We start from the raw sequence: 17,047 nt of genomic DNA, 5'->3' as shown, positions 1-17,047 counted from the left end.
TAAAGAAAAGCCTTTTTGGATGCACATCCAAAAAGGCTTTTTTATATTGTATACATATCAAAGGCCGAGCACTTCGGCTTCGGCCTTTGATATACACTTTATTGATATTGATGCTCTTTTTTCTTTTGTGATTCTATTTTTTGAACAGCACCGGGAGAAGCTTTTTCAACTGCGGCTGCTGCAATTTCATACGCTTCATTGTAATCAAATTCATAAAAACGTCTTTCCGCTTCTTTCAGCTGTTCAGATAAAATATGATTCTGGCTTCTGAACCGGTTTCCGAACTGAATGATCTTTTCAATGAGGATCACCTGCTCGACAAGTTCCTCCGATTCCCGGCTTGCCCTGTTGACGATATCTTCCGCTTGCTTCAAATGGGCTCCGGCTTCTTCCATATTTAATGGAAGTTCGTTTAGTTGGCTGACTGTTTCTTGAATGTGATGATACGCGTTTTCCAGCATCTCTTGAAGATGACTCGGAATGCCTGGAATATTGCTTGTCTTCAGCAATCTTGCTGTCTCAGAAATTGTTTTCTTCAAATTGCTGAGCGTCTCTCTCGCCTGAAGCTCCTCTTTTCTCAGCGCTTGCAGCTTTTCACGGTATTCAGCATGCTCTTTTTTCACTTCTTCAATCTGCTTCTCTATTGAAGCAACTTCTTCTACTATAAGCGAGTAGGCGACATGCTCTGCATCGAGCTTATCTTTAACGGATGAGAGCAGCTTGCCAATTTCCTCAAGGCGTTTTTCAAAAGCCTGCTGTTTGCCGAGCTCGCCAGCTGTCAGTCTGTAGCTTTCCTTCACCAGCTCAGTTTCCGCCTTGGTCTGCCCTTCCTCTTCTTTCAGCTTGTCATAAGCAATGATCAATTCAGGCATTTTGCTTAGCACAGATTGGCCGGCTTCGACTTCACCTTCCAGCTGCTGATAAACAGATTGAATATTTTCGTCAATGAGCTGCAGAATTGCGGACGCTTCATCAATATCCAGCTCAGTCAACAAGACATGTTCCGCCCGTTTCAACTGATTTGACAGACTTTCTAACTCCTTATCAAGCTGGATATGCTCAAGCTTATAGCCTTTCTCCTTCATTTCGCGATAACCGTCCTTGAGCTTTGCAATCTGGCCGGGCACCGTCTGCTTGCAGTCAGCCAGCAGCTTAGGCACGTCATCTATATATGACTGAAGCCGTTCAAGATTGCGGTCCTGCTCAAGCAGAACTTTTCGTGCGGTAATATAGTTTCCGCCTTCTGTTTCTTCTTCATATTGTTTGATTCCGCTCCAAATCTCGTCAAGATCCTTTTCAAGGCTGTCATAAAGCTCCCCGTAAAGATGGCTGTATGCCAGCAGGTTTTTCCGCGATTTTGAATAACGCTCTCTCACCTGCTCAATCTCTTCGCGGCTCTTTTCCTCACTTGTGACAAGGTCGCTGATTTCCCGCAGAATCTTTTCAATATTCGATTCCGCCGCCGTCAGCAAGTCGTCGATATGAACGAGCACTTGATTGGCCTTTTTAAACCGGTATTTGTCTGCATTTTCCTCGGCATCATAAAGGAGCTCTTCCACTTTCGGCATGTGGGCTGTGACAATCTCATCCCATTCTTCACGCCACTTTTCAAAGAACTCTTCTGTCTGACCCGTCATTTTTAAATGTTTAATTTTGGACATTTCTTCCACAATCGACCGGTTTAGAATTTCAATCTTCCACGATTCCAGCCGGTCGATTTCGGCGTAGATTTTTTTCCTGAAAAAGTAGCCCGCCGCAAACAGGGCAAGCAGTACAATTAATAATCCAATGACAAACTCCATAATGAGCCCCCTTGCTGTTAACCTTAATCTGTCAGGGTGTTTTATTTATTCAGAAAGATTTCAGGATATGTATTGAGAAAAACTGTCGTTTTCATTGTTATTATGATACCATGTAACCAACATTTTTTGACCAGAAATCAAAAACTTTTTATGCGAAATCGGCAGGATTTGACTATTTTTTCACGGGGGTGACGCCAATGCAAAAGCGAGACGGGCATATTCACACACCATTTTGCCCTCACGGCTCAAACGACACACTCAGACAATATGCAGAAGAAGCCTTAAAAAAAGGCTTTCAATCGATTACTTTTACAGAACACGCCCCATTGCCGCCCTCTTTTGCTGATCCGACGCCGCTGAAAGACAGCGCGATGGCGCACGCTTCTTTGGAACGCTATATCGAGGACATTTCTTTATTAAAAAAAGAATATCGCGGACAGATTCATATACAGACGGGGCTTGAGGTCGATTATATTGCCGCATTTGAAGATGAAATCACATTATTACTGGACACATACGGTCCATATTTAGATGACAGCATTTTATCCGTTCATTTTTTGCGCGCAGGTTCTTCCTATCTGTGCCTTGATTATGATGAACATACCTTTAAAGAGCTGATTTCAGCCTGCGGAAGCATTGAAGCTGTATACGAGAAATATTACCGCAGCATCTATTCTTCCATTGTAGCATCTCTCGGCAGCTATAAGCCAAAAAGAGTCGGTCACATCACACTCGTCCAAAAATTCATCAAGCTGTTTCCATACAGCATGTCTAAACAGATTCGCGGACTCGTTTCTCAGTGCCTGAATGCCATTGGAGAAAACGGAATGGAGCTCGACTTCAATACTTCCGGCTTACGAAAAACGTATGCAGGCGGCATTTATATCGAGGATTGGATGATAAATGAAGCGAAGCAAAAGAAGATCCCGCTTGTGTTCGGGTCTGATGCCCATCAAGCGGGAGATGTCGGATACGCTTATGAGACGTTTGTGAAGCAGGCTAATTGATAAGCGCCACGTCTCCTGTCCGGAAGACGCTTCTGATCCAAATCTTGATTTCTTCAAAATACATTTTATAAAAGTACGGCTCGTGCGGCTGCATGTAGAGCACTTCTGAAATATATTGAGGCTGGAGATAAGGCATCATTAAGAGAGATTTTAATTGGAGAATAAAATGAGGCAGCGGCAGGGTTAAATGTTCACTCTGTTTTTCTCCTTCCTCAATGATCAGCTGGAAGATATACTTTTCCTTCATTAAATATGTCGACATAATTTCCCTGATTAACGTGGAATCAATTGTGACTTCCCGGTAGACAAAACGAGTTAATTGACGATGAGTATGCTGATAGGATAAAATATCGAAAACCAATTGAAGAAGCTGTTCTTGCGTGCTTTGAGAAGAGATATTTCCCGCCGCTGTTTCAAGCGTTTGGCTGTAGCCTTCGTAAAACTCTGAAACTAGGTGTTCCATCAAACCTCCTTTGCCTTTAAAATAGTAGGAGATGTGCGCAACATTTACATCAGCTGACTTGGCGATTTCACGTACAGACGTGCCAGAAAATCCTTTTTGGTTAAAGAGCTTGACAGCAGATTCAATAATTTTGTCTTTGGTGCTTACTTTCATTCGGCTCACTCCTTCCTCTTGATACAATTCAAGCAGAAGGGCGCTGTTCCTGTAAGAACTTATCGACAAATGCCGGCAGAAAAGCCGGAACTTTGATTTATATTATAGAAAAAGTGAGGGTTTTCCATGTTTCATGTCGAAAAACAATCTGGAGATAAAGAAAAAGACTATCAGCTTCTGCTCAAACAGCTCGAAGCCATGACCGAAGACGAAACAGATCCAATTGCAAACTATGCAAATGCCTCAGCGCTTCTTTATCATTCGCTGCCTGAAGTCAACTGGGCAGGCTTCTATTTTGCCAAAGAAGAGGATGGACAGCTTGTATTAGGACCGTTCCAAGGTCTGCCGGCATGTGTTCGGATTCCTTTCGGCAGAGGCGTTTGCGGCACAGCATATGCAAACGGAAAAGTGGAGCGTGTTGAGGATGTAAACGCGTTTCCGGGACATATCGCATGCGATGCGGCGTCTCAATCAGAAATCGTGCTTCCCATTCATGTAGGCGGAAAAGTTGTCGGCGTCTTAGACATCGACAGCCCAGTAAAAAACCGTTTCGACGAAATTGATGAAATGTATTTATCAAAATTTGCCGAAACGCTTGAAAAAGCGTTAGCGCAGTAATACAAAAAGCCCAAAACTGCTATTGTTTTGGGCTTTTTATTATTTGATTGATTCGTGTATCATCAAACGGTTTTTCCCGTTTCGTTTTGCGCTGTAGAGCGCTTCATCAGCCTCATGCACAAGCTCTTTCAGGGACTTTCTCGTTTCTGCCGTCCAGCAGGAAATCCCGCATGAAATGGTCACCTCGGGTTTCGTGTTTTTTCTGACCGCATAAACCAGCCTCTCCGTAATCCGTTTTCCCGTCGCAACGGTCACATTCGGCAAGTAAATCGCCAGCTCCTCGCCTCCCCAGCGGGCGCCGACATCATGCTTTCGGATGTTGTTTTTCATCACCGCAGCAACTTGAATTAAAATCTCGTCTCCCGTCTGATGACCATACGTATCATTTACATTCTTGAAATTATCGATATCAACAAGGATAAAAACACCCTTTTGGTGGATTTTCATGCTGTATTGAATCTTTTCATCTAAATACACCCTTGAATACAGCTCAGTCAGCTGATCTGTTTTGACAAGATGCTCAAGACGGTCGCGAAGCATGGAGTTGGTTACAGCCAATGTTGCGTGACGAATCAACGCTTGAAACAGCTTGTACATTTCAAATGTAAAAGCGTACAGTTCCTCTTTCAATAAAACCGCAAAGCCTAAAAGCCTGTCATTCTCAATCATCGGAACAGCCATCAGTGAGCCATAGCCGGCCTTTCCGAAAACAGACTGGCCATTTCCGATGAAAACCCCTTTTTCCCCTTCATATAGTTTTTCTTTCACTTCATGATAAAAATCAGATGGCTTGGCTTCTTTAAAAAACGCTGTGCTGCCGGGCAGCAATGTCAGGTTTTCAAAATGGTCTGTATGAAAGAAACCCACTTCCTCCGCCTGAAACGATTCTGCCATTCTCACAGCCAGATCATTCATCGTATCGGTCAGTGTCAGCCGCTGATTCAGGCGCCGTGACGTTTCATTAATCAATTCCAAATTTGCGATGCTTGCTTTGGATTGCTCATAGAGCTGGGCGTTTTCAAACGCTTTTCCCGCCGCATTTGCGATCAGCGACATTTCATCAAGATAGGCGTCATTAAGAAAAGTGCCGCACTCCCCTTCAGCCCTCAACACCCCGTACGTTCCCTGCTGTCCTTTGATCGGAATGTAAGCGGAATATTCATTTTTACGCAAAATATCCCCGGATAAATACACTTTTAGCGCAAAGGAATCGGATTTTTCCCCTTCCATATACAATTCTTTTGCAGGAACACCTAAACATTGATCTTGATCGTGCGATATATAAAGAGAAAACTCAAAAAGAGAAAACGTGCGCGTTAAGCTTTCTAAAAGCTGCTTCAGCACTTCTGTCTGGTCAAGCAGTGAATGGAACAGCTCTGTCATTTTGTATATCTTTTTTTGATAGATCGTTTTGATATAAAGCCTTTCCTGTTTCATTGACTGGTGTAAAAATGATGAAACCAGGTCGGGAAGCCCTTCAGGCATCTCTGCATCCTGCCTGCATGTCAGATGATAGCGCCTGCCATCGTTGTCCTCAATCAGATAAAATGAGGCGTTTATCTTCGAAGCGGAAAACCGCACTTCATCAACGGCCTGTGTTGAAGCAGAGCCGCCGGATGGCGCCGGCGTAAGCGAAACACATAGAGACGAAAAATACGTTTGAATAGCCGATGTCAGCCATATGAAAGAGTCTGTATAAGTGACTTTTTCGGATTTTGTTAATAAAAAATCCAGCATATGATAATGAAAGGCGGATAATTGTTCTTTTGTTTGTTCTACCATGTTTTTATCACCTAAAAGTTTACTACTCATTTTTGTTTATTATATCATAAACGGCGAAGCAATAATGGAGGAATGGTTGACTTCAAATCAAATAAATTATATAATGACCTTTGTGTGAAATATTGCAGCCTTTTTGTTCAGCTTCTATGTTTTCATTTTGTTCCTTATCCATAAGGTGTATCGTGTAACTCTCTGCTGCTGGAGCGAGGATACATGAAAACAAAATGTACATGGTCGAATAGAGCAGACGGTTTTTATTTTCCACAAAAATAAAACCAAAGGAGGAGTCACATTATGGCTCGCTATACAGGTCCATCTTGGAAACTGTCCCGCCGTCTAGGAATCTCTCTTAGCGGTACAGGAAAAGAATTAGAAAAACGCCCTTACGCTCCAGGCCCACACGGTCCAGGACAACGTAAAAAATTATCAGAATACGGTTTGCAATTGCAAGAAAAGCAAAAGCTTCGTCACATGTACGGTGTAAACGAACGCCAATTCCGCACTTTATTTGACAAAGCTGGCAAATTAGCTGGTAAACACGGCGAAAACTTCATGATTCTTTTAGATTCTCGTCTTGATAACGTTGTGTACAAGCTAGGTTTAGCACGTACTCGCCGTCAAGCTCGCCAATTGGTTAACCACGGTCACATTCTTGTTGATGGAAGCCGCGTTGACATTCCGTCTTACCAAGTTAAAGCTGGTCAAACAATCGGTGTTCGCGAAAAATCAAGAAACCTTTCTATCATCAAAGAATCTGTTGAAGTGAACAACTTCGTTCCTGAATACCTTACTTTCGATGCTGAAAAGCTTGAAGGTACATTCACTCGTCTTCCTGAGCGTTCTGAACTTGCTCCGGAAATTAACGAAGCGCTTATCGTTGAGTTCTACTCTCGTTAATTAAAATGCTCTTTAAAGAGCATTGAATTAAACCCTAGAAACGTTGTTACATCAACATTTCTAGGGTTTTTATTTTAGATTCAGCTATGTAGAACAATGTATTTCCCCTTATTTATTTGGGGGGGATTGGGGGAGGTTTTGGGGGTAATTAAAGATGATGGACAGACGCTCTCTCTCTCTCTTTGAATGATACACTCTGAAAAAGGAGCTACATATGAACATAAACAAAACAAGGGGTTTAATGTATAAGATTGCGCGTATCCTTGGTGATGTTCAGGCAGCCAAAAACGGCACACTTGGAAAAAGAGTGGCTCGACGTGCAGCCGGAAAAGCAACAAATAAATTATTGAAAAATTTGTTCAAATAAAAGGGATTTAGAAAAAGTGAAGTAATCAATCATAGAGAGGAGTTCATAAAATGAAGATCACACGTGAGTTACCAGTAGGAACCTTGCAAATTGATCCACCTGTAGGCACGCATCATGACCCAGCGATCGGAATGAGTTTGGGTCGTGAAATTATAGTAGGCGCATAAATAAAAAAGGCTCTCTCATACGAGAAGGGCCTTTTTTATTATTGGTCTACTCGACAACCGCACTTACAACTGAAATGAACATGTTTATTTCCATACCAATTACACACATAATCAGATGATTTATTTAGACACGAAGGACAGCTAACGCCTGGTTTGTTCTCCGGCTCCCCTTGATGCTGTTCATAAATTTGCAAAACCTCTTCAATCAATTTTGGTACTCTTTCTAATCCCTCTTCCAGCTCTTTTGATAACTTTTTCATATACCTCACCTCTACATGCACCATACCAGAACGAACGTTCTTAGACAATAGAAAAACCCTTTTCAGGGTTCTTGTATTAAGTACCAACAGGTCTTTCTGCAATTTGTATTTCTGTTCCAACTGGTTTTTCACTAAAATGAAAGTCAGATTGTGTAATCAAACTAGTGCCAACAGCTAATCCACTTAAAACGATAGCTGTAACAGACACACGAAGTATTAATCTTTTCATCCTATTCCCTCCAACTGCCTCATTTTCTTTTCAGCTAAAATAGCTCGCTTAGAAAATTCAAGAGCATCCTTATAACATTCTTTCTCCTCGCAGTACCGAGAGATAATCAAGGATAGATCAAGAACACTGTCTAAGTCATTCTTTTCTTGAAGGAAATGAATATAACTCAAACAATGCTCAATGGTTTCGTTTTGATTATCTAGAAGAAGTTTATAAATGATGTTTATTTTAGCCTCATACACTTTATTCTCTTTTTGGTTTAAATTTTCCTGTCCTTTTTTGTAATAATATACAGCCTTATCTTTTTGGTCCATGAGGAATAACTCTTTTGTGACCATGTAAAGAGAGTTTATGTAATAAACGGATTGTCTCCATTCTTTGTTTCGGATTGCTTTTCTTAGTGCATTAAGACAGTCTTGGGATCTATTTGCTGCTGAATACGTAATACTTAAATTGTGATGGATTTGCGCTTCGAAAAATTTATCATCAAGCTCTTTTGAAATTCTAATCGCTTGGAAATAGGCTTCTTCAGCTTTATCAAATTGGCCTAGATCAGTATAGTTCGTTCCAACAACCATCAGTGCAGTTGCAAACTTTCTTTTGTAATTTTCATTCCCTTTATAAATATTAAGTGCGTTGTTTATATAATTTAATGAGACAATACTTTGTCGCAGCATCATGTACATTGACGCCACTTTAGAATAAAATTCAGCAGCTTCAATTTCATCGGGAATGACAGATAACTTTTTCTCTGCGATTTTAAAAAGGCTTATGGCATTTTCAAAGTTTCGATTATATGATTCGTATAACGCTTCAAATAAAAAGAAATAATACTCTATCATGTGATCAGTTTTTTGAATTTCTTTTGCGTGTCTTTTATTGAAATATGAATGCTTAGGGAAGTCTGATCCTTTAACTTGATACATCATCATTTTATGTCTCTCTTCAAGCAAAGAGTAATACATCAGTACCTCTTGATCTTCCACCATTTCACCAAATAGAGCTTTAACCTCTTTAAAGTATTTCTCGGCAGCCTCAACATTTTGCTGTTTAATAGCGATATACCACTCATTTAAGATATTAGCAACATACTCAGAAGCAAGTTTACTCATAATAACCCTCTCTTTCTGTCAAAATTCTAAATACTCAAACAAATTTTAACATACGTTTAACATTTTATGTCATATATAGAAATAATTTTCGACATATCGCAATTCATTTTTCGTTATGGCGCAAATTTTCATTGAGGTAATTTTTACTATTTTTCCAGAGTGAAGAACTCATAAAAAAATAGGTCTACTGAACTTAATATTATGCGGACATAATCCAAATAAGTTAATAGTACCTATGTAATTTGAATCATTCTTGTACTGACATTTTTATTATCAGCTCCTCCCTCCCAAACTATGGTAAAATCCCTGTGTTAAATTCAATATGAAAGGATATGATCATGAAGGTATTTGAAGCCAAAACACTGCTTTCCGAAGCTGAAAACCGTGCAAAAGAATACAAAGATTTAAAAAGTAAAATGGTCAAATTAAAGAAAGCATTCAAAGCTGTCGCTGATCTAGACGATAGCGAGTTTTCAGGTAAAGGCGCCAATAACATCAAATCATTTTATGAAGATCAGGCCGGCATTGCTGACCAGTGGATTGATCTAATTGAGATGAAAATATCTTTTTTAACAAGTATTCCTGGTATCTTGGAAGACGCTAGCTTATCAGATGCCTACATAGAAGAATCCTTCCTAGAACATGAGTTGGCCAATGCTAATTCTAAATCAAAATCCATCATGTCAGAACAGAAAAAGGCCATCAAAGACATCTTAAATGAACTACACGATGTCCTTCCCTTAGATGTTTTTTCAACGGAAGATTTTAAAAATGAGTTATCTTCTGCTGAGAAAAAACGAAAAAATACAGTCGAGAAAATAAGTGAAGTCGATGAGAACCTAACGTCAGAATACGCCTTATCGGAAGCAAATGAACAAATGATTCAGGCTGATTACCAAGCACTCATAAACGCAACAGCAAAAGGCAAGAGTGCCTCTCCCATCCACTATAATGCCAATGCTTATAGGGACAGTGAAGTCCACAAGATGACTGAAGACGTAAAAAAACAATCGACTGAGTATATCACTTTTAAAGATCAACAGGCCCATCAAAGAAGGATAGCAAAAGAACAGGAAGAGCTTGCAAATAAGCCATGGTACGAAAAGACGTGGGATGTTGTTTGTAATTTTACAGGGGAAGTCTCTGGATATTATGATTATAAAAGAGCCGCTGATGGAGTTGATCCTGTTACCGGCGAAAAGTTGACAGAGGGCCAACGTGTAGCAGCTGGAGCGATGGCTGCGGCAGGTTATGTCCCGATTGTTGGATGGGCTGGAAAATTAGCCAAGGGCGGAAAAGCTGTTTATTCAACCAGTAAAGCTCTCTACAAAGCAGACAAAGCACTCGATGTCTACAAAACGCCAAAGACATTCCATGCTCTTCAAAATTCGAGTAAAGGTCTTTATGGGCTTGCTTCTGCGAACGGTTTTAGCGAAGCTATAACAGGCCGCGACATGTTTGGTAATAAGATTTCAAAAGAACAGCAGCATAACAGTATAAATGCAGCACTTGCTGTTTTAATGCCTTTTGGTGCAAAGGGATTTTCCGGAAAAACCGGCCTTAAAGCTTCATCATCAACTGAAACCGTAACTAAAGTTACAGTTAGTAGAAAAGGGGCTTTTAAAGAAGCGAAAAGAGATGCCGGTATACCACGAGCTCAACAACCGGAGTCAATCAATCGTGTAGAAATGCGTACTGCTCCCCACGAAGGCGGTCGTGTAATTAAAGATAAAAATGGTAAAATAATTAGGACGAGAGAATACACCTTCACTAATAACAAAGGCGAAAAAATTATTATACAAGATCATAGCGCTGGACATGAAAAAGGTGGTCAAGGTCCGCACTTTAACGTTAGACCTATTGATAATACTCGAACAGGAAAAGTCCCTGGCACAAAAGAACATTATCCTTTTAACAAATAATTTGAGGTGATTTTATGTGGTACAAGAATATAGAAGAAAGTCATTTTTTAAATAGTTTATATAACGAGGTACCAGGCTTAGAAAAGGTACGCATTGAGGGTATTTATATAAAAGAAGAAGGTAGAAAAGTAACATTACATTTTGATATGCCATTCTATGCCGAGAATCCACCTAAGAAATGGGCTAATCTGGGATACAACTCAATCGCCCTTCAAGTGGACTTCTTCGATATCCATTCCTTAGAAATGAAAACTTCTTCAGATACATACAGAGGAAACATTGAGATAACTAAGGATGAACAAGGCTTATTAGACATAAATGTAACAGGTGAAATTAACGCAAAGATAAAAGCTGACACCGGTTTTATTCAATCAATTAATGGTTATATTAACGAAGCTATATGACTAGTAGATAAAAAACAAAAAGGGTCCCCGCTCACACTGAGAGGGGACCTTTTATTATTTCAATTTCTCTTCAATTTTTGTTTTTGTCTTAGGCCCATATACGCCATCAGCAGTCAGACCATTTACAGATTGGAACCGTTTGACGGCATTGGCTGTTTTCGGACCATACACGCCGTCAATGCCGTTATTCTTCGCCCCTTTATCCGGGTAGAAATAAAGAGCTGCCAGAGCATTTTGCACCTGTCTTACTTTCGTGCCTTTCGTCATCGGATTTGTCACTTTCATAACCCCGGAAGGTAGAGCATATGACGTTTTTTTACTGCTTGGTTTAGTGCTGGAAGTGCTTGATCCTGTGAGCTTTAATACTTGGCCGACCTTGATCAAGTTCGGATTCTTGATACCGTTCAACCTTTGCAGGGTTGACATGCTTACGCCTGTTTTCTGTGCAATGACAGAAAGAGCATCACCTTTCTTCACGGTGTACGTCGCCCCGTTAGCCTTTGTTTTTGTTTTCGAAGGAGAAGATGCTTTTTTACCACCAAGGCATTCTAATTCTGCAGCAATGGCTGCCTTCACTTGTTCCCATCTGCCCTCTGACAAAATACGGTGCGGGCAATACTTGCCGTTCCAGTCTTGATGCTTTCTTACACGGTCAATACCCCAGCCTCGCTCTTTGAGCAGCTGCGCCACAAACTTAATTGCCAGCTTTTCTGCTGCCTTATATTTTGCGCCTCCTGACTTGCTGTAGCAGATTTCAACGCCGATAGATTTACGGTTACCGGTTCCGTTTGTGCCGTCTCCTGTGTGCCATGCATTGCGATTTGTGGGGATGCCCTGCCGCACCTCTTTGTCATCGACTGCAAAGTGAAAGCTTGTCGAGCTTGTATTCCCGATCATATAACTGATCTCATTGGCAGCTGACGCGTCATTGGCTGTATTGTGGATGGTAATGTACTTCGCCGTCATTGCGTTCGGGCATTTCAAACCGTATTTAGCTTCTGATACAAGATTCTTTTTCACTGTAATTGTCATAAGTGATCTCTCCTATTCTGTTTTTGATATAGAAAAAGCCGCCGGTTTATCCAGCAGCCTGTTCATCCTTTTCTTTTGTTTGATCGTTGTCATTTTCGATTACATGAAGCCGGTCAGTAATGGCAGCCGGAATCTTAACACCGATCTGTGCAAGGTTCTCCGTAATGGAAAGCCCCTCATTGGCGATATAAAAAAGAACGGTCCCAAATGTCAGGACGCCGTTCAGATTGAGGATTGTATCTATGATATTTGCCACAATGACCACCGAAAAACTAAGCATTTTCCGGACATAACCAAACCAAGCACTTCGGCTCCGCAGCTTCTTAAATTTCCAAGCCTTGATGACGCCTGTTATGACGTCAAGAATACTAAGAACCAGCAGTAAATCAAGATATTTAACACCTCCAAACAGGTAAACTCTCGCTAAATCCAATGTTTCAAAATTAATAAACACAGTCGTTTCCTCCATTTCTTGTTATCACCTTCCTTAGAGGCAAAATAAAAACACCTATTCGCCTACAGGTGTATTTTCAGTCGTATTTGACTCCTAGTTTACTTGGTCAGACCCAGAAGATCCGTCAGTTGTCCCAGAAGTCCCTTCTGAGGGAGTGGCATAGTCTTCCCCGGTAATTTCTTTGAATTGCTCAGCTGTGATTTTCTCATAGCCTACAAATTTACGAACATCATCAGATGTATAACAGCCCCATTTATAGCAGTTATTAATACATTTAAACCAATCCATACTTACAACACTCCCTTTTCAGTTAATGACATAATTAATTCTGCATACATATTTGCTTGTTCTTCTGACTGCTGTTGAGTTTCAGCTAATTGTGATAAGAGCAAAGCATTTTGTTCTTGCAATAGTCGAACAGGTGATTCTTCAACTTCACCTGTACTTAAAATCGCCTCAATCTCTTCCTGTGTGGCAGTCTCTGACCATTCCTGATTCTCTGGATCAAACTTTGGTTTGAATAAAGAAGGAGAGTCCGGCAGCGCCACTGTCGTGCAATCAGCAGGGATAGCATAATTCCCAGTATCGTCCATTTCCGTGACTAAAACTGGTTCAACAAATAGATAATTTTCATCGTATCTATAAACCTGTAACATTCTTTGCCTCCTTAATTTAATGGGATAACAGCATCCATGTAATAACCTGTAACGGCGCTGTCATTATTTGAATGGATGCCGGTTAACTTCATATCTCCACTTGAATAAACAAATAGCTTACTGTAGCCCGTTGTGCCTGAAACCAACACCAATGCAACTGCACCATTTGCTGGCAGTCTGTCAGCTGGGATTGTTCCGCATACAACCTCACGTGTTGCTGTGATATGCCCGCGTAGTAAAAGAAGATTTCCCCATTTCGCGTACTGGAACGGCCTGTCTCCCATAGCAGCCCCATTTTTAAGCGTGACGTTTTGCCAGTTTGCATTTTCAAAATTTTTGCTTGAATCCAGCTGTTTCCACCCTGTCCAGCCCGAAGAATTACCATCATAATAATTTGTAAAAACATTATTTCTGTAGTCCATCGCATAAACCCAGCCATACATACCCTTGCCATCAGTTGATTGACTTGTCATTTGATAAAACCCTCTTGTAGAGGCGCTAGAAGGAGAATTTACTGCTTTTCCATTTGCATAAAAGGTGCCCATGCTCCTACCTCTATTTACAATTGCCTGAAGCATGTCTTCGCCTTCATTTACTGCAAAAGATACACCCCCGACATCATTTGTAATTTTCGATAGTTGTGCACCATTCCATCTATCCTTATCACCCTGCACAACGTGTCTTATGCTGTTATAGTTGTGCGCATTAAATTCTGCTAATGAAGCCTGCTGAACATTATCCACCTTATCCAAACCTACTTGCGCTTTTGTTACGCCGTGCGGGTTGTCCTTTCTATTTGCGTGAGCATCTACCTTCGACTGAGCACCCGCGATGGACTCTACCGGAAACCAATTGATTTTCGTATGATTCGAATTGTAATAGAACCACCAAGCATTCCCATTCACGTCCACGGCATATCCTATGCCAATACCAGGCTGACCAACGAGCTGCAGACCGCGCAAGCTTGATGATGACGGGTTATCTGTGACAGCGTTGGTCCCATAAAAAGAGACAGTCCCGACATCTTTAAGCGAATCATAAAAAGAGCCCTCTTTGAGGTTGTATTTCTGTGTCCCGTTCTCTGCCGTTATTCTGAAATTTTGACCGTTATTCCACTTTGTTCTCTCGCTAGAAGAAATGTGTTTGGCTGCATCCGATACATGCAGGTCAAAATCTTGTTTAGAAGCTTGTTTCACATTGTCCACATTGCCCAATCCTATTTGACTTTTTGTAACGCCGTGAGGGTTGGACTTGTCGCTTGTATGGTCGTCTAAATTTGACTGGACAGCATCGGCTTTTTCCTGTGCGCCTGTCTTCGTTTCAACATTATCCAGATCTTTAAATTTCTCCTGAAGGTCTGCCACTATCGCCTCAACTGACTGCCTCAATGTCTCAAAATCCTCAATATAATACTCGGCAATTGGTACAATATCCGTGTCAATGAGGTCTTTGTCTATCTGAAAAGTAAACTGCGTGATGCCAAGTGACTGTTTATTGTCGTAATACAGATTAAGCGACGCTTGAACTTTGCCGGAATGCTTGATTTCCTCACTTGTCAAAACGTATTCCGCAATGCCTTTCAGCCTATCGACGATCATAATATTCTTGATGAATTTACTGCCGTCGGCCATTACCATAACAAGCTTTCCAGTAACCGCGGACAAAGGTAAAGGGACGCCATCTTTGAACACTTTAAATGTCAATTTGGCCGTCCCTATATCTTGTGTACTAAAATGTATGTTTGTTGTCCTGCTGCTTGAGCTAGTGCCTACAAAGGCACTTATCGCAGCATCTTTATAAATCATGAATCCCCCTCCTTACCCTATTGGGAAGACAATATTTAGGTATGTGTAAGTGACCGCGTCCACACTGTTTACCGCGAATCCATAGGCAACAACTTCCCCGTTTGCACGCACGTCTATTTTGCGCTGTCCTGTTGTTCCAGCGACCTGACAGCCGTCATACCAAGCTTTACTTGGTCTAGCTCCTGCCGGTAAAACTGCAAATATTACCCCGTCCGTTTCCGGAATTTTAACCCTTCCACGCAAATAAACAAGACCGCCGTTAATGGCATATTGCAATTTATCATTAGAATCAGGATTCGAAGCCCCGTTTTTCAAGGGCAGGTTCGTCCAATCCAAATCTTGACTGGACATAAGCTCCGCCCATTCCCCGGCAACCCCCGTTCCAGTTACAACCCGAGTGAAAATTTTAATTGATCGCCCTGTGGAATTTCGTGTAAGCGTCTGAATAACAGAACCGGAACCGTCAGCCGGTGCAACTTGAAGCCACCATCCCGCATCGCCGCCGGCCGGATGATCTGTCATCTTGTTTGCTTCTGCTGTTTTCATGTAATAGTAACCCACTTGGCGAAAGTCTTTGAGTTTTGTCAGTCCATCAGGCAGACTCTTTGCGAATCCATTGTTTTTGGTCAATGGGTAACCTTGAAACCCTTGTGATAAGTCTGTGGCAAATGCAGCCGCATTGTCTTTGGAATGATACGCATAGACTTTTGCCAAGCGCTTTCCCACTGTACCGGTTGCAATTGCTGCGAATAACGATTTCTTCCCTGTCATTGGATCCTTATAAAGAAACACAGACTCAGGCTCCCGAAAATCCCCCTCGTATTTCCCATCAGGGCCCCGGCCAAAATCACATGTAATTCGTTTCTTAAGCTTTCCATCTTTGAAGCTGAACAAAGACAATTCAGCCGGATAGGTGACGCTGTTAGTGTCTCCTGTGTACCAATACAAGTCGTATCCGTCGATAGTAAAGCCCTGCAGGTAATGCAAATCGTTTGGAACTGTCACTTCTCCCAGCAGGTTATCAATACCGTTTTTCACATCATTCAATTTACGCAGCTGCACAACGCTGTCATCGTTGCTGTCTTTTAAACGCAAGGCAATCAAACCGTTTTGTTGATCAATAACTGGAATCGCATATAGATCAGTGAATTTATTAAACCGTTTGATGCCGCCATTTCCTCCGTTAATCGTTGCCCCGGCTGTGTAGGGAAACCGAACTAGGTCATGACCGATTGAGCTACCATGTGAATCAACTACCTCATAATTTGACCAGATATACATTCTGTCGTTTTCTCGTTCAAGCCCGATTGTGGTGCCATGCCCGCCGTGAACGACTGTCATGCTATCAAGCATTACGCCATTTTTATTCATCCGGGTAATGACATAGTTTTGACTTTGATCTGTGTTGCCACTTCCCACCTGCGTCGCGTATATATCGCCTGTTTTCTCGTCGATTACGAAACACTGCAGCACCGTTTTATCTGCAAGGTTCAAACTCGTATGATAAACGGGCGGGATTGTCGTGTAATCGAACCCATATTCTTTTTGAACAGAGGCATCAAGGTCAGAGAGTGATTTTTCAATCTCCACAACACGCTCATTTGCCGTGTCAAATTCTTTACCTTCTCGGTTTATACGGAGGTCCAGAACCTCTTTTACATTTGTGCCGTCTGCTTTAGTAATCACGTTGGCGAAACGCTTTTTCATCGTTTCTAATTCTGTAGAAACAGAGAGACCGCCGTGATCAATTTGACTTGATTTGTGGGCGGTCTGTGAGCTTTCATGATATTTAAATTTATTGTTTAGCAGATTGACTTCCGTTTCGGTTGCCTTGGCGTTATCGTCCAGCTGAGTAAAGAGTTTAGCGTTTGGAGCATCCCCGTGCCTCTTATTAAGATAAAGCGTCATGTTTTCACC

General features: G+C 41.5%; 18 protein-coding genes. 6 read left to right on the top strand and 12 right to left on the bottom strand.

Translation table 11 applies throughout. The features are described 5' to 3' along the window. Window positions 1-98 precede the first annotated feature (98 nt). Window positions 99-1,802: a septation ring formation regulator EzrA gene (ezrA, locus tag BV11031_RS03250; protein ID WP_010329654.1), complete on the bottom strand. Its 1,704-nt coding sequence runs from the start codon at window positions 1,800-1,802 to the stop codon at window positions 99-101. Between the two features lie 197 nt (window positions 1,803-1,999). On the opposite strand from ezrA, the gene hisJ reads away from it, so the two are divergent. Continuing rightward, a complete protein-coding gene (gene hisJ / locus BV11031_RS03245; protein WP_010329653.1) occupies window positions 2,000-2,809 on the top strand; it encodes a histidinol-phosphatase HisJ in 810 nt (269 codons plus the stop codon). On the opposite strand, the gene refZ is transcribed toward hisJ, so the two are convergent. Continuing rightward, a complete protein-coding gene (gene refZ, locus BV11031_RS03240) occupies window positions 2,802-3,425 on the bottom strand; it encodes a transcriptional regulator RefZ (RefSeq protein ID WP_010329652.1) in 624 nt (207 codons plus the stop codon). The two genes, hisJ and refZ, sit on opposite strands and share 8 nt — an antisense overlap. A 126-nt stretch (window positions 3,426-3,551) precedes the next feature. On the opposite strand from refZ, the gene BV11031_RS03235 reads away from it, so the two are divergent. Further along, on the top strand, window positions 3,552-4,043 hold the full coding sequence (locus BV11031_RS03235) for a GAF domain-containing protein (RefSeq protein WP_010329651.1): 492 nt from the start codon (window positions 3,552-3,554) through the stop codon (window positions 4,041-4,043). Between the two features lie 39 nt (window positions 4,044-4,082). On the opposite strand, the gene BV11031_RS03230 is transcribed toward BV11031_RS03235, so the two are convergent. Next, window positions 4,083-5,825, bottom strand: coding sequence for a diguanylate cyclase domain-containing protein (locus BV11031_RS03230; RefSeq protein WP_010329650.1), 1,743 nt, complete (start codon window positions 5,823-5,825; stop codon window positions 4,083-4,085). A 294-nt stretch (window positions 5,826-6,119) separates the two neighbouring features. Here BV11031_RS03230 and rpsD point away from each other — a divergent pair, with 294 nt between their 5' ends. Beyond that, window positions 6,120-6,722 (top strand): 30S ribosomal protein S4, encoded by a 603-nt coding sequence (gene rpsD, locus BV11031_RS03220; RefSeq protein ID WP_010329649.1) that lies wholly within the window; start codon window positions 6,120-6,122, stop codon window positions 6,720-6,722. Window positions 6,723-6,936: 214 nt separating this feature from the next. Further along, window positions 6,937-7,089: a hypothetical protein gene (locus BV11031_RS22610; RefSeq protein WP_010329648.1), complete on the top strand. Its 153-nt coding sequence runs from the start codon at window positions 6,937-6,939 to the stop codon at window positions 7,087-7,089. Window positions 7,090-7,294: 205 nt separating this feature from the next. Here the strand turns inward: BV11031_RS22610 and BV11031_RS03215 are convergent, their stop codons facing one another. The 3 genes from BV11031_RS03215 to BV11031_RS03210 all read right to left on the bottom strand — a co-directional run bounded on the left by BV11031_RS03215 (window position 7,295) and on the right by BV11031_RS03210 (window position 8,857). Beyond that, window positions 7,295-7,516 (bottom strand): hypothetical protein, encoded by a 222-nt coding sequence (locus tag BV11031_RS03215; RefSeq protein WP_010329647.1) that lies wholly within the window; start codon window positions 7,514-7,516, stop codon window positions 7,295-7,297. Window positions 7,517-7,592: 76 nt separating this feature from the next. Next, window positions 7,593-7,745: a PhrK family phosphatase-inhibitory pheromone gene (locus tag BV11031_RS22605; protein ID WP_010329646.1), complete on the bottom strand. Its 153-nt coding sequence runs from the start codon at window positions 7,743-7,745 to the stop codon at window positions 7,593-7,595. Continuing rightward, a complete protein-coding gene (locus BV11031_RS03210) occupies window positions 7,742-8,857 on the bottom strand; it encodes a Rap family tetratricopeptide repeat protein (RefSeq protein ID WP_010329645.1) in 1,116 nt (371 codons plus the stop codon). Before BV11031_RS03210 ends, BV11031_RS22605 begins: the two co-directional genes overlap by 4 nt. Window positions 8,858-9,195: 338 nt before the next feature. On the opposite strand from BV11031_RS03210, the gene BV11031_RS03205 reads away from it, so the two are divergent. Together BV11031_RS03205 and BV11031_RS03200 are read left to right on the top strand one after the other, a co-directional pair. Further along, window positions 9,196-10,779 carry a T7SS effector LXG polymorphic toxin gene (locus BV11031_RS03205; protein ID WP_010329644.1) on the top strand — a complete coding sequence of 528 codons (1,584 nt, stop codon included), beginning with the start codon at window positions 9,196-9,198 and terminating at the stop codon, window positions 10,777-10,779. 14 nt (window positions 10,780-10,793) lie between these two features. Further along, a complete protein-coding gene (locus tag BV11031_RS03200) occupies window positions 10,794-11,183 on the top strand; it encodes an Imm50 family immunity protein (protein WP_010329643.1) in 390 nt (129 codons plus the stop codon). 54 nt (window positions 11,184-11,237) lie between these two features. Here BV11031_RS03200 and BV11031_RS03195 read toward each other — a convergent pair whose 3' ends face one another. From BV11031_RS03195 to BV11031_RS03170, 6 genes are all read right to left on the bottom strand, one after another. Then, window positions 11,238-12,215 (bottom strand): N-acetylmuramoyl-L-alanine amidase, encoded by a 978-nt coding sequence (locus tag BV11031_RS03195; protein WP_010329642.1) that lies wholly within the window; start codon window positions 12,213-12,215, stop codon window positions 11,238-11,240. 46 nt (window positions 12,216-12,261) lie between these two features. After that, complete coding sequence (locus BV11031_RS03190) at window positions 12,262-12,684, bottom strand: phage holin family protein (RefSeq protein WP_010329641.1); 423 nt, start codon at window positions 12,682-12,684, stop codon at window positions 12,262-12,264. Window positions 12,685-12,762: 78 nt separating this feature from the next. Next, entirely contained in the window at window positions 12,763-12,957 is a 195-nt protein-coding gene (locus BV11031_RS03185) for an XkdX family protein (protein WP_010329640.1), read from the bottom strand. 2 nt (window positions 12,958-12,959) lie between these two features. After that, complete coding sequence (locus BV11031_RS03180; protein WP_010329639.1) at window positions 12,960-13,325, bottom strand: YomQ N-terminal domain-containing protein; 366 nt, start codon at window positions 13,323-13,325, stop codon at window positions 12,960-12,962. A gap of 11 nt (window positions 13,326-13,336) precedes the next feature. Next, complete coding sequence (locus tag BV11031_RS03175) at window positions 13,337-15,130, bottom strand: BppU family phage baseplate upper protein (protein ID WP_010329638.1); 1,794 nt, start codon at window positions 15,128-15,130, stop codon at window positions 13,337-13,339. A 12-nt stretch (window positions 15,131-15,142) separates the two neighbouring features. Further along, the gene (locus BV11031_RS03170) at window positions 15,143-17,038 is read right to left on the bottom strand and encodes a phage baseplate protein (RefSeq protein ID WP_010329637.1); all 1,896 of its coding nucleotides are present in this window, start codon (window positions 17,036-17,038) and stop codon (window positions 15,143-15,145) included. Window positions 17,039-17,047 lie beyond the last annotated feature (9 nt).

This window comes from Bacillus vallismortis (assembly GCF_004116955.1).
GTDB lineage: Bacteria > Bacillota > Bacilli > Bacillales > Bacillaceae > Bacillus > Bacillus vallismortis.
The sequence above is the reverse complement of the archived record's forward strand: the minus strand, read 5'-3'. Positions and strand labels throughout refer to the sequence as shown.

Excerpts from the sequence above, each read along its gene's own strand:
- ezrA (WP_010329654.1), bottom strand. The coding sequence starts at position 1,802 with ATGGAGTTTGTCATTGGATTATTAATTGTACTGCTTGCCCTGTTTGCG.
- hisJ (WP_010329653.1), top strand. The coding sequence starts at position 2,000 with ATGCAAAAGCGAGACGGGCATATTCACACACCATTTTGCCCTCACGGC.
- refZ (WP_010329652.1), bottom strand. The coding sequence starts at position 3,425 with ATGAAAGTAAGCACCAAAGACAAAATTATTGAATCTGCTGTCAAGCTC.
- BV11031_RS03235 (WP_010329651.1), top strand. The coding sequence starts at position 3,552 with ATGTTTCATGTCGAAAAACAATCTGGAGATAAAGAAAAAGACTATCAG.
- BV11031_RS03230 (WP_010329650.1), bottom strand. The coding sequence starts at position 5,825 with ATGGTAGAACAAACAAAAGAACAATTATCCGCCTTTCATTATCATATG.
- rpsD (WP_010329649.1), top strand. The coding sequence starts at position 6,120 with ATGGCTCGCTATACAGGTCCATCTTGGAAACTGTCCCGCCGTCTAGGA.
- BV11031_RS22610 (WP_010329648.1), top strand. The coding sequence starts at position 6,937 with ATGAACATAAACAAAACAAGGGGTTTAATGTATAAGATTGCGCGTATC.
- BV11031_RS03215 (WP_010329647.1), bottom strand. The coding sequence starts at position 7,516 with ATGAAAAAGTTATCAAAAGAGCTGGAAGAGGGATTAGAAAGAGTACCA.
- BV11031_RS22605 (WP_010329646.1), bottom strand. The coding sequence starts at position 7,745 with ATGAAAAGATTAATACTTCGTGTGTCTGTTACAGCTATCGTTTTAAGT.
- BV11031_RS03210 (WP_010329645.1), bottom strand. The coding sequence starts at position 8,857 with ATGAGTAAACTTGCTTCTGAGTATGTTGCTAATATCTTAAATGAGTGG.
- BV11031_RS03205 (WP_010329644.1), top strand. The coding sequence starts at position 9,196 with ATGAAGGTATTTGAAGCCAAAACACTGCTTTCCGAAGCTGAAAACCGT.
- BV11031_RS03200 (WP_010329643.1), top strand. The coding sequence starts at position 10,794 with ATGTGGTACAAGAATATAGAAGAAAGTCATTTTTTAAATAGTTTATAT.
- BV11031_RS03195 (WP_010329642.1), bottom strand. The coding sequence starts at position 12,215 with ATGACAATTACAGTGAAAAAGAATCTTGTATCAGAAGCTAAATACGGT.
- BV11031_RS03190 (WP_010329641.1), bottom strand. The coding sequence starts at position 12,684 with ATGGAGGAAACGACTGTGTTTATTAATTTTGAAACATTGGATTTAGCG.
- BV11031_RS03185 (WP_010329640.1), bottom strand. The coding sequence starts at position 12,957 with ATGGATTGGTTTAAATGTATTAATAACTGCTATAAATGGGGCTGTTAT.
- BV11031_RS03180 (WP_010329639.1), bottom strand. The coding sequence starts at position 13,325 with ATGTTACAGGTTTATAGATACGATGAAAATTATCTATTTGTTGAACCA.
- BV11031_RS03175 (WP_010329638.1), bottom strand. The coding sequence starts at position 15,130 with ATGATTTATAAAGATGCTGCGATAAGTGCCTTTGTAGGCACTAGCTCA.
- BV11031_RS03170 (WP_010329637.1), bottom strand. The coding sequence starts at position 17,038 with ATGACGCTTTATCTTAATAAGAGGCACGGGGATGCTCCAAACGCTAAA.